We start from the raw sequence: 12,898 nt of genomic DNA, 5'->3' as shown, positions 1-12,898 counted from the left end.
AGCATGATGGAACTGATCGACAACATCAGCCGCTTGCTGGGCGACGATCTTAAGCAGACCCTCAGGCCCGGTACGCGCCTGAAGGTCGCGGCCTCGTGCTTTTCGATGTACGCCTTCGAGGCGCTGAAAGCCGAGCTGGAAAAGATCGACGAGCTGAACTTCATCTTCACCTCTCCCACCTTTGTGGCCAACGAGGTCACCGACAAAATTCGCAAGGAACGCAAGGAGTTCCACATACCCAAGCTCGACCGCGAGCGCAGCCTTTACGGCAGCGACTTCGAGATTCAGCTTCGCAACAAGCTCACCCAGCGGGCTGTGGCCAAGGAGTGTGCCGACTGGGTACGGCGCAAGGCCACGTTCCGCAGCAACCGCACCAAAGCGCCTATGCAGCAATTCGCCTGCGTGCAGGCTGGTGGCAACGACACGGCGTACATGCCCTTGCACGGTTTCACCGCTGTCGATCTCGGCTACCAGCAAGGCAATGCGGTGTCTAACCTCGTCAACAAGATGGACGAGGCCCCCTTTTCTGCCACATACCTTAGCCTGTTCGACCAGATCTGGAACGACTCTGAAGAACTCGAGGACGTGACTGAGCAGATCTGCGAGCATATCGCCTCGGTCTATCAGGAGAACTCGCCTGAGAGCATCTACTTCCTGATGCTCTACAAAATCTTCAACGAGTTCCTCGACGGCATCGACGAAGACGTGTTGCCCAACGATCGAACGGGCTACCAGGATACGCTGATCTGGAACAAGCTCTTCAACTATCAGAAGGATGCGGCCACCGGTATCATCAATAAGCTGGAAACCTACAGCGGTTGCATCCTGGCCGACAGCGTCGGCCTTGGCAAGACCTTCACTGCGCTGGCCGTATGCAAGTACTACGAGTTGCGGAACAAATCCGTGTTAGTACTTTGCCCCAAGAAGCTGGCCGACAATTGGCTCAATTACAACCGAAACCTTAAGACCAATATCTTCGCCCGCGACCGGTTCAGCTATGACGTCCTATGCCACACGGATCTTTCGCGCACCAGTGGCGAATCCTTCGGCACACCGCTCAACCGTATCAACTGGGGCAACTACGATCTGGTTGTCATCGACGAGTCCCACAACTTCCGCAACAACGATGCCTATAAGGACAAGGAAACTCGCTACCAGAAGTTAATGCGCAAGGTCATTCAGGAAGGGGTGAAGACCAAGGTGCTGATGTTGTCGGCTACACCAGTCAACAACCGCTTCACTGACCTGCGCAACCAGCTTGCGCTGGCCTACGAAGGCGACTCGGAAAGCCTCAGCAAGAAGCTACGCACCAGCAAGTCGGTAGAAGAGGTTTTTCGCAATGCTCAAGCAGTCTTCAACACCTGGTCAAAGCTTCCGCCGGAAGAGCGCACTGCGCGAGCAATCCTTGACTCGCTGGATTTCGACTTCTTCGAGCTGCTCGATAGCGTCACCATCGCCCGCTCGCGCAAGCACATCCAGACTTTCTACGACACCAAGGACATCGGCAAGTTTCCCGAGCGCCGCAAGCCGCTCTCGTTCCACTGCCGCCTGACCGAGCGGTCAGATGTGCTGGGCTTTAACGAAATCTTCGAGCAGCTCTCCCTGCTCAAGCTGGCTGTGTATGCGCCCATCAGCTACATCCTGCCCAGTCGTCTGAAAAAGTACGAAGAGATCTACGACACCAAAGTCGGCGGCAAGGGCACACTGCGTCAGGCTGACCGTGAAAAGAGCCTACAGGCCCTGATGACGGTCAACTTGCTCAAGCGTCTAGAAAGCTCTGTGCAGTCATTCCGCCTCACCCTGCAATCGCTGCGCGCCAATAACGAAGCCACGTTAGCCAAGATCGCCGCGTTCAATCAATCCGGCGGTGCGGCCACGGTGGGCGACCTTTCGGACGTGCTGGAGGGGCGGGACGCCGAGGATGACGACCTGCCGATGCCCGGCGACGAGGGCAGCGAGATCGGCGGCAAGATCAAGATCAGCCTCGCGGACATGGACTTGCCGTCCTGGGAGCACGAACTTAAGGCGGACTTACAAGTTATCGACGCCTTGCTGGCCTCGATGAACAAGATCACCCCGCAGCATGATGCGAAGTTGCAGCACCTCAAGACGCAGGTGTTCGGCAAGATCGACAACCCCATCAACCCCGGCAACCGGAAGGTGCTGATCTTCACCGCTTTTGCCGACACCGCCGATTACCTGTACGCCAATCTTGCGCCGGAACTGCTGGCCAGCCTTTCCATTCACACCGCCAAGGTCACCGGCAAGGGCGCACCGCAGTCCACCATCAAGAGCGGTACACACAAGCGCAACTACGACTTCCAGGAACTGCTCACCTTGTTCTCCCCGCGTTCGAAAGAGAAGGCCGTGGTGCTGCCGGACGAGCCGCACGAAGTCGATCTGCTCATCGGCACCGACTGTATCTCCGAAGGGCAGAACTTGCAGGACTGCGATTACCTGATCAACTACGACATCCACTGGAACCCGGTGCGCATCATCCAGCGCTTCGGCCGGGTGGATCGTATCGGCTCACCCAATAACAGCATCCAGTTGGTCAACTACTGGCCGGATATTTCGCTTGATGAATACATCAACCTCAAAGAGCGCGTCGAGAGCCGGATGATGATCGCCGACGTTACCGCCACCGGCGACGACAACGTGCTGTCCGCGCAAGCCAACGACGTGTCGTACCGCAAGGAGCAACTGCGCCGCTTGCAGGAGGAAGTTATCGAGCTGGAGGACTTGAAGACGGGTGTTTCCATCACCGATCTGGGCCTTAATGACTTCCGCATGGACCTGCTCAACTATGTCAAAGCCCACGGAGAACTGGATAACGTGCCCACTGGGATGCATGCCATCGTACCCGCCCAGCCCGAAATGGACTTGCGCCCGGGGGTGATCTTCACGCTGCGCAACCGTAACTCAGGGGGCAACCTCAACGAGCACAACCGCCTGCATCCGTACTACCTCGTCTACATCAACCGCGAGGGCGAGGTCATCCACGACCATACTGAGGTCAAGCGCCTGCTTGATCTGGCGCGCACCTGCTGCAAGGGACAGGACAAACCCATCGCAGAAGTGTGCCAGCGCTTCAATCAGGAAACGGCGGATGGCCGCAATATGCAGCCCTACTCCGACCTGCTAGGCAAGGCTATCCGTTCGATGATCGAGGTTAAGGAAGAAAAGGATCTGGACAGCCTGTTCACCGGAGGCAAGACCACGGCGCTCAAAGGCACCATCTCCGGACTGGACGACTTCGAACTCATCAGCTTCCTCGTGATTCAGGAGGCTGGATGAGTGCGCTGATTGCCTACCCCAAGCAGGCAGCCTTCGGGCGTGTGCTACCTAAGAACAAAATCTACGAGCATACCGGGGCCAACACTAGGCTGAAAGACCTGTTCGTTAAGCAGGTGGAACAGGTCGTCTGGGCTTTCAAGCTGGCCCCGGAAACGCTCCACCTACCAGAGCGGCCCGGTGTGCCAGAGGTTCAGGTATTCAGTATCCAGCTCAAAGTACCGGAACTACATCGAGACGTATTGCGCAGCATCGACGGGGCCATACCTTTTCCAATCGTGTTTGAAATGGCCTTCGAGGGAAAAACGCAGGTAATTGCCGCTCACAAACGCCCGAGCGAAGCCGACACCTGCTGCTGGGTCCATTCGGACTACTTTGCATCAGAGTGGTTTCCGGCTGGCTGCGAGCGCACCGCCATGCCTATTGCTCTGCACTTAGGGGGCCTATACGAACAGCTGCTCCATCGGCTAATCCCTTTGCCAGCACGGCCACAAGAAACGCTGGTCGAATTGGTCGCGCGTGTTGAGCAAGCACAGGCCAAACAACGTGAGGTGGACAAAACCTCAGCTCGGCTGGCTAAGCAAAAACAGTTCAACCGCAAAGTGGAGATCAATTCTCAATTGCGGCAGTTGAAGAAAGACCATGCAGCATTGATCGAATAAAAAAACAAGGAGCTTGAAATCATGCCGAAAATTAGCGAGCAGTCAACCTTATAAGAGCTGTACCCCGACATCGCCAAGGTCAGAAATGATGATGGTACAGATCAATAGCTTGCTCAAGGATCAACGACCCAAGTCGGATGATCCTGACTTCTGGGCGTTCTGGTCTGATGAGGGGCTCGAGGAGATGATCACGGCGAGAAGATTGAGTGCAGCGTGGATTGGCAGGCTATCGCCACTGACTGGCAAAAAACCGAGGCTGAAGCACCACACGAGTTTAAGCAGGAGCCAGCAGATAATACTGGTGTCGCTGCTGAAGATGACGACATTCCGTTTTAGTAGGGCAGTTTTTTGATACTGCTGAATCTGTAAGAATTTTAGGAAATTGCCCATGGATAAATTGAAAATGCACTCGCCCAACCTGACCGAAGACAACATCGCGCGCATCCGCGACCTGTTCCCCGGCTGCGTGACTGAGGCGCGAGGCGAAGACGGCAGCGTGAAGCTGGCGGTGGACCTCGACCAGCTCAGGCAGGAAATCTCAACTTCCATCGTTGAAGGGCCGCAGGAGCGCTTTCACCTCAACTGGCCTGGCAAGCGCGAGGCGCTAATGACAGCCAATGCGCCGATTGCCAAGACCCTACGCCCGATACGCGAAGAAAGTGTGGACTTCGATACAACGAAGAACCTGTTCATTGAGGGCGACAACCTGGATGCGTTGAAGCTGTTGCAGGAAACTTATCTGGGCAAGGTGAAGATGATCTACATCGATCCGCCGTACAACACAGGTAATGACTTCATCTATGAAGACGATTTTTCTGAGACCGCCGAGGAATACTTCTCTCGATCGTTCCAGCAAGATGATGCTGGGAATAAACTGGTTTCGAATAATGAGTCGAATGGACGATTTCATTCTGACTGGCTCAGCATGATCTATCCGAGGCTCAGACTTGCGAGAAACTTGTTGTCGGACAATGGCCTGATATTTATATCTATCGGCGACGACGAACAAGCATCTCTTAAGAAATTATGTGATGAGATTTTTGGAGGTGAAAACTTCTTGGGATGCGCATGCAGGGTATCCAAGAAGGCAAATAACCAAGGTGATTATTGGTCGCCGAATTTCGATTACATCTTGACCTACGCAAAGAATAAAGAGTTTTGCGAAGTGTTCTTTGGCGGTGCTAACGTTAGTGCTTATAAACATGTGGATGATGATGGTCCACGAAAAGGCGAAAAGTATCAGCTTGTTCGGTTGTACATGACCAGTCTAGATCCCATGCGAGGTTGCAGTAATCAGCGATATTACATCGAAGCTCCAGACGGCACCTTACTAATCCCTCCCGGTAACACCTTTCCTGAGTCCAAGGTGGACGGGGCAGGTGTGGCTCCAGTCACAGGTGCGGATAAGGTGTGGAGGTGGAGTAAGGAGACGTACCTTAATAATAAAGACAAAATTGTCGTTAGAAGAGTACGATCTTCCAACTTAGTCGACTCAAACGGGAATTCAGTTTTATGGAACGTATTCACGAAGACTTTCTTAGCCGATGTAATTGCTAATTCTACTGCCAAGCCAAACAGCTTAATTGAAGACCATATAAACCAAAATAGCTCTCATGAGCTGAAAAAACTCGGTGTTCCATTTAGCTTTGCTAAGCCATCTTCTTTGATCAAGTATCTGTGTGAAATATCGCGTGTAAAATCGGACGAAGTGGTAATGGATTTTTTCGCGGGCTCGGGAACGACTGCGCACGGAGTCATGGACTACAACTCTGAATCCGATGAGGCCGCGAAGTGGCTACTGATCCAGCTTGAAGAGCCGCTTAGATTTGACGACAAGAATCAGAAAGATGGTTATCTCTTTTGTGAAAAGCACAACCTCCCCAAGGTTATCCCCTCTCTAACTAAGGAAAGGATTAGACGGGCAGCAAGCGCTATATTGGAATCTGCGGGAGAAGGAAAGATCGATCCTGGTTTCCGTGTTTTGGCACTTGATACATCGAATATGGCCAACGTCTATTACTCCCCCGATGCGCTGGACAAGGCCAATCTCGATCTGTTCGTAGACAACATCAAGCTCGACCGTACAGCGGAAGATCTGCTATTTCAGGTGATGCTGGACTGGGGCGTTGACCTCACCCTGCCCATCGAAAAGCAAGCCATTCAGGGCAAGGATGTGTTCTATGTGGGCGGTGACGCTCTTGTCGCCTGCTTTGACGCGCACGGCGGCATTGATGAAGCCTTCGTCAAGGAATTAGCCACGCACAAACCGCTGCGCGTGGTGTTTCGCGACGCTGGGTTTAAGGACAGTGCCGTCAAGATCAATGTGGAACAAATCTTCAAGCTCTTGTCGCCATCCACCGAAGTAAAGAGTATCTGAGGGGCGGCGATGACAAATTTCTTTAGAAATAAGTTTGCATGCACGACAGTGCACCCGAAGGGGTGGGCACATGGAGGTGCCCGATGAAACTGAAGTTCAAGACGCAAGCCTACCAGACGGCGGCAGTGCAGGCGGTGGTGGACAGCTTCAAGGGGCAGGCTCCACATCACGGCGGCATTCGCTACCGGCTCGATCCAGGCAGCCAGAAAGCGCCCCCTGAGAGTCCGCAAGCTATGCTGACGCTGGAGGCCGCTTCGCCTGAAGCTGCAGCGGAAAGGGATGCCGCGTTTCGCAACGCCGACTTCACGCTGTCAGAAACAGCACTGCTGGACAACATCCAGGCCGTCCAGCGGGGACAGAACCTGCCGTTGTCGGATACGATGGTCAAGACCAAGGTAGCCAAGATCAACCTTGACATTGAGATGGAAACCGGCACGGGCAAGACCTATTGCTACATCAAGACCATCTTCGAGTTGAACAAGCTGTATGGATGGAGCAAATTCATCATTGTCGTGCCCAGCGTCGCGATCCGTGAGGGCGTGGCCAAGTCGCTAGAGATCACGGCCGAGCACTTTCTGGAGACGTATCACAAGAGGACGCGCTTTTTTATCTACAACTCCAAGCAACTGCACCACCTGGAGAGCTTCTCGTCGGATTCGGGCATCAACGTGATGGTGATTAACGTGCAGGCGTTCGCCTCACGAGGAGCAGACGCTCGCCGCATCTACGGAACTCCAAGGGTGAATGCCAAAGGTGAGACTGAAATGGTCGGCCTGGATGATTTCCAATCACGCAAACCAATCGACATCATTAGCGCTAACCGGCCTATCCTGATTCTGGATGAGCCGCAGAAGATGGAAGGTGTGGCGACGCTGAAATCGCTGGAGGAGTTCAATGCGCTGATGGTGCTGCGCTACTCGGCCACCCATAAGACCACCCACAACAAGATTCACCGCCTCGATGCGCTGGACGCCTACAACCAAAAGCTGGTGAAGAAAATTGCCGTGCGCGGCATCGCGGTGAAGGGGCTGGCGGGCACGGCGGGCTATCTGTACCTGCAATCCATCGAAATTTCGAGTAAGAAGCCGCCCGAGGCGCGCGTGGAGTTTGAGCAAAAGCTCGCCAATGGCGACATCAAGCGCGTGGTACGCAAGCTCGGCAAGGGCGACAACCTGTTCGACCTGTCGGGTGGCTTAGATCAGTACCGCAACTACGTGGTGACGGACATCAACGCCAACACCGACACCCTGAGCTTTACCAATGGCGTGGAGCTGACCGTCGGCGACGCCACCGGCGATGTGACCGAGGCCGTGCTACGCCGCATTCAGATTCGTGAGGCCGTCAAGGCGCACTTCGACAAGGAGCAGGTGCTGTTCCAGCAAGACGTGAAGGTGCTAACCCTGTTTTTCATTGACGAGGTGGCCAAGTACCGCGACTACACGCAGGCGGACGAAAAGGGTGAATACGCCCGAATCTTTGAGGAGGAATACACGCAGTACTTAAACGAGGTGCTCGATCTGGACGAGACGGCCTACGTCAAGTACTTGAAGGGTATTCCGGCCGACAAGACCCATACCGGCTACTTTTCCATCGACAAGAAGAGCAAGCGCGACGTTGATCCGAGCATTACGAAGACAGGTGAAAACAAAGGCATGTCGGACGATGTGGATGCCTATGACCTGATTCTCCGAAAGAAGGAGCAACTTCTCAAACTCGAAGAGCCGGTACGTTTCATCTTCTCGCATTCCGCCCTGCGCGAAGGCTGGGATAACCCTAATGTTTTCGTGATTTGCTTTTTGAAGCATCCCGATTACAACAACGAGGTCACACGCAGACAAGAAGTAGGGCGTGGGTTACGGCTGTCCGTCAACCAGACAGGCGACCGGATGGATCACCCGGCCACCGTTCACGACGTGAACGTGCTGACCGTGGTCGCCAGTGAGAGCTTCAAAGACTTTGTTGCCGCGCTGCAGAAGGACATCAGCGATTCGCTGTCGGAACGTCCGCGTGTCGCAAATGCGGAATACTTCACCAGCAAGGTGATGAAAACGGCGACCGGCGATGTACCGGTCACACCGCAACTGGCGAAGCAAATCTACCGTTATCTGGTCAAGAACGACTACACAGACGATTCAGATCGGATCGCGGATGAATATCACGATGCCAAGAAGGCTGGAACGCTGGCTGACCTGCCAGATGAACTGCAACCGCACGCTGCGCAGGTGTATCAGCTTATCGACAGCGTGTTCAGTGCCAGCCAGTTGCCCGACATCGGCGACGACCGCAAACCCAAGAAGAACCCGCTCAACGCCAATTTCGACAAGCAGGAGTTCAAGGCGCTGTGGAACCGTATCAACCGCAAGGCGGCCTACAGTGTCGATTTTGACTCGGACGAGCTGGTGCAAAAGGCGGTAAAGGAGCTGGATGCGGCCCTGCGCGTGACGCCGCTGCAATACACCATCCAGGCAGGCGAACAGATCGACCAGGTGACGGGCGAGGCTCTTAAGCGTGGAGATGGTTTCAAGGTCTCTGAAACAAATACCGAATACAACAAGCAGTCGATTCATTCAGCGGTCAAGTACGACCTGATCGGAAAATTGGCCGAAGGTACTCAATTGACTCGTCGCACGGTGGCGGAAATTCTTAAGGGTATTAACGTCGCGGTTTTTGCGCAGTTCAAAACCAACCCGGAAAGTTTCATCGCCGAGGCCACGCGACTCGTCAACGAGCAGAAGGCCACGGTCATCATCGAACACCTGGCCTACGATCCCGTCGAAGAGAAGTTCGATCTCGATATTTTCACTGCCGGGCAGACGAAGCAGGACTTCAGCAAGGCCGGTGACAAGCTTCAGCGACACATCTACGACTACGTGCTGACGGATTCGAAGGTAGAGCGAGAGTTCGTGAAAGAGCTGGACACAGCAAATGAGGTGGTGGTCTATGCCAAGTTGCCACGCGGCTTCCTCATTCCCACGCCCGTGGGCGACTACAACCCAGACTGGGCGATCAGCTTCAAGGAAGGCGCTGTCAAGCATATCTATTTCGTGGCGGAAACCAAGGGATCCATGTCCTCGTTGGACCTGCGTGAGATCGAAAACATCAAGATCAAGTGCGCACGCAAGTTTTTCGATGAGATGAACCGCCGCTACGCCCCGGAGAACGTCAAGTACGACGTGGTGGACAGTTTCGGCAAGCTGATGGAGGTGGTGAAGTAGCGGAGGCAAGCTGTTTATCTTCCGAGATAAACAGCCGTAACTTGCAGCCGTTCGTGCCCCGGGTTCGACGCGATGAACTCAACTATTTCAACCGCCCGGTGCGGACCCGCATGCCAGGTGGTGTGTGAGGGGGGCCGTCAGTTAAACTGACGGCCCCTATCCCGGTTTTGGCTGTGATCTAACAAGCCGAAATGCAGGAAGAAATACCGGAAATATGAACGAACCAGTCCCAATCCCCTTGCTGCCCTTGCCCTACTGGCGCGCCGCGTTAGCCCAGGCGAGCCTGCTCCACCCCGAGGTCGCGCCCGAAAGCAAGCCCATCGCCATCGGCGAAATCGACGGCCGCTGGCGGATCACCGCCGCCACGCCGGACGTGCCCACCTGGGTCGCGGCGCAGTTCGACGCCAGTAGGCTGGAGCGGGACGGCCGGATTCCCTACGTGCTCATCCCCGCCCGTGTATCGGTGGCGGCGAGCCATGGCGTCAAGCACGATGGCGCCGAGCTGCACCGGGGCGCGTCGGTGCTGTGCATTCCATGCTTGCTCGATCGCGACGGCGCGCTGTCGCCCGACCCCGAGCGCTTACCGTGGATACCGCGCGATCTGCTCGAGCCGACCTTACAGCGCACCTCGGTCGGCGCGCTGGCGCGCCACGACGAATTCATCGCCTCCCTGCCCGAAAAGCCCACCGGCATGGGTGACACGCTGCACCTCGCGGCACGCCTGTTCGAAGCGGTGACGGGGGCAGGCTTGCCGCTGCTGGCGCCGGCTTCGCTCGACCTGCGCCTGCCTGATTTCGCGCTCGACGACCATGTGCTGGTCTCCGGCTGGCACGGCGTCGCCTACGAGCCGCCGATGGTGGCGCGCCATCTACTAAAACTGTACGACAGCATCATCGCGGACCGTCCTCCCACGCCGCTCCTCGACACGCTGCGCAGGCTCGACGAGCAGCCGGCGCGCGCGCCGCTGGCCTTGCTGGACGCGGCGCCGCATGATGACAAGACCGTCGGCCACGTGCATCCCGCCTATCCGCTGTCGCCATCCCAGCGCGGCGCGATGCGCGAGTTGCAGCGCCTGCCCGAAGGACAGGTGCTGGCGGTGAACGGGCCGCCCGGCACCGGCAAGACCACCTTGCTACATAGCGTGGTCGCCCAGCTCTGGGTCGATGCCGCCCTGGCCGGCGCCGAGTGCCCGCTGATCCTGGTCGCCTCGACCAATGTGAAAGCGGTCGAGAACGTGCTCGACAGCTTCGCGAAGATCGCCGCCGACACCGGCCATCGGCGCTGGCATTTGTACGAGCGCGGCTTCGGCCTGTTCATGGCGTCCGAGTCGCGCCAGAGCCAGCATCCGGTATGCACCGGCAAGACCCATGCCTTCGAGGCGTTCGAAACGCCCGAGATGCTGGCCGCCGTGGAGCGGCACTACCTCGATTGCGCCGCGATGCACTTCAGGCGTCGCGGCGATGGGGTCGGAACCGTGGTCCACGACCTGCACGCCGAGCTGGCCGGCCTTGCCGCCCGCCTGGAGACGCTGGTCGCGGCGCGCCACGCGCTGTTCCACGCGCTCGGCCAGGAAGAGGGCGAAAGCGCCGTGGCGTCGTACAAGGCCTTGCTGGCGAACGCCAACGGAGAGCTGACGCGTTGCCGTGAAGCGCTGGCGGACCTGCGCACCCGGCTGGACGAGGGCGAGCATGCCGCCGATGCCGCGCAGCGCGCCTACGAGGCCCGCCGCGACGACATCCTGCAGGCCGAGAAATCCTGGGCGGCGTATTTGGCCGATGCGTCGATCTGGCTCGACCTCTTCAATTTCGTGCCTTCACTGCGTCGGCGCCGCATGGCACGCGACCGCCAGGCCCTGCTCGCGCATCCGCTGACGTCCGATCTTCAGCACCGGGGCGATGGCGTTCCAGGTTTTTTCCATCTGCTCAAGAAAGAGGCGTTGCAACAGAAGAACGACGCCGTCGCCGCGCTGCAGACGTTGAAGCAGGCGGTTGCCGAACAGAGCGAACAGGTCAAGCAGGAGATGGCCCTAGCAGAGCAGGAGCGCGCCCGCATCACCAGCGCCTTCGCCGCCTGGCGCGATGTGGCCGGCGACGATCCGGAGCTGCTCGACGCCAGTCTGGCCAACCTGAACGAGCACCTGGACAAGAAGGTACGCGCGCGCATGTTCGCGGTCGCCGACTGGTACTGGTCGGGCCAGTGGATCCTGGAAGTGCGGCACCGTATCAGGAGCGGCATCAAGGATACGAAGGGGCGCAGCAAGCTCGAAGCGAAGTACCGTCGCTTCGCCAAGCTCTCTCCCTGCCTGGTGTCGAACTTCCACATGGCGCCGTCGTTCTTCACCGCCTGGGAAGGCGAGGACATGCCGTTCTGGAACACGATCGACCTGCTGGTGGTCGACGAGGCAGGCCAGGTCTCGCCCGATATCGGCGCGCCGATGTTCGCCCTGGCGCGGCGCGCGATGGTGGTCGGCGATACCTTCCAGATCGAGCCGGTCTGGAACAGCGGCGAAGCGACCGACCGCGCCAACGCCGTCAAGTTCGGCCTGGCGCCGACCTTCCACAACCCCGCCTACGACCGCCTGGAGCAGGGCGGTTATGCATCGGCCAGCGGCAGCTTGATGCGCGTCGCCAACCGCAGCTGCGCGGTCCAGCAGTACGAGGACATCCGCGGCCTGATGCTGACCGAACACCGCCGCTGCGTGCCGGAGCTGATCGATTACTGCAACCGGCTGATCTACGCGGGCCGCCTCGAACCGAAACGGGCATCGCTGCCGCCGGAAGCGCGGATCCTGCCGCCATGCGAGCTGATCCACGTCGGCGGCAGGGATGCGCGGCGCGGCGGCAGCCGCCAGAACGAGCTTGAAGCGGCCGCGGTCGTCGACTGGCTCAAGGCCCACCGCGCCGACATCGAGCGCCATTACCTCGATGACGCAGGCAAGCCGACGCCGATCTGGAAGTTGGTGGGCATCGTGACCCCGTTCGCGGCGCAAGCGGGCGCCATCGACCGGCGCCTGCGCCGGGAGATGCCGGACCTGCTGCGCAAGGACAGCCGCCTGACGGTCGGCACCGTGCACGCGCTGCAGGGCGCCGAGCGCGCCATCGTGCTGTTCTCGCCGACCTATGGCGAGAGTTTCAATGGTGGCGCCTTCTTCGACCAGAAGCCGAACATGCTCAACGTCGCGGTATCGCGCGCCAGGGACAGCTTCATCGTCATCGGCAACCGCAAGGTGTTCGATGCCAACCGCACCGCGCTGCCGTCAGGCCTGCTGGCGACGTATCTGGTGGAACGCAGCCGCGAGACGGTCGAGGGCTAGCAGGGGCAGGGCGGATTCCATCGAATCCGCCCTTCGG

At 57.7% G+C, this 12,898-nt stretch carries 5 protein-coding genes; all 5 read left to right on the top strand.

The features are described from left to right. Nucleotides 1-3: 3 nt before the first annotated feature. The 5 genes from AC3A6F_RS23595 (at nt 4) to AC3A6F_RS23575 (ending at nt 12,861) form a co-directional block, all read left to right on the top strand. On the top strand, nt 4-3,297 hold the full coding sequence (locus tag AC3A6F_RS23595; protein ID WP_487685806.1) for a helicase-related protein: 3,294 nt from the start codon (nt 4-6) through the stop codon (nt 3,295-3,297). Further along, on the top strand, nt 3,294-3,956 hold the full coding sequence (locus AC3A6F_RS23590) for a DUF4391 domain-containing protein (RefSeq protein ID WP_487685803.1): 663 nt from the start codon (nt 3,294-3,296) through the stop codon (nt 3,954-3,956). The genes AC3A6F_RS23595 and AC3A6F_RS23590 overlap by 4 nt, the downstream gene beginning before the upstream one ends. A gap of 388 nt (nt 3,957-4,344) precedes the next feature. Continuing rightward, a complete protein-coding gene (locus AC3A6F_RS23585; protein ID WP_487685800.1) occupies nt 4,345-6,333 on the top strand; it encodes a site-specific DNA-methyltransferase in 1,989 nt (662 codons plus the stop codon). Between the two features lie 83 nt (nt 6,334-6,416). Next, nucleotides 6,417-9,548, top strand: coding sequence for a type III restriction-modification system endonuclease (locus AC3A6F_RS23580; protein ID WP_487685797.1), 3,132 nt, complete (start codon nt 6,417-6,419; stop codon nt 9,546-9,548). A gap of 214 nt (nt 9,549-9,762) precedes the next feature. Beyond that, nucleotides 9,763-12,861, top strand: coding sequence for a DEAD/DEAH box helicase (locus tag AC3A6F_RS23575; protein WP_487685795.1), 3,099 nt, complete (start codon nt 9,763-9,765; stop codon nt 12,859-12,861). The last annotated feature ends 37 nt before the right edge of the window (nt 12,862-12,898 follow it).

It is taken from the genome of Massilia sp. Soil_C_3 (assembly GCF_057657035.1).
This window is presented reverse-complemented; position numbering and strand designations above follow the sequence as displayed.

Coding starts and splice junctions, on each gene's coding strand:
- AC3A6F_RS23595 (WP_487685806.1), top strand. CDS start 4: ATGATGGAACTGATCGACAACATCAGCCGCTTGCTGGGCGACGATCTT.
- AC3A6F_RS23580 (WP_487685797.1), top strand. CDS start 6,417: ATGAAACTGAAGTTCAAGACGCAAGCCTACCAGACGGCGGCAGTGCAG.
- AC3A6F_RS23590 (WP_487685803.1), top strand. CDS start 3,294: ATGAGTGCGCTGATTGCCTACCCCAAGCAGGCAGCCTTCGGGCGTGTG.
- AC3A6F_RS23575 (WP_487685795.1), top strand. CDS start 9,763: ATGAACGAACCAGTCCCAATCCCCTTGCTGCCCTTGCCCTACTGGCGC.
- AC3A6F_RS23585 (WP_487685800.1), top strand. CDS start 4,345: ATGGATAAATTGAAAATGCACTCGCCCAACCTGACCGAAGACAACATC.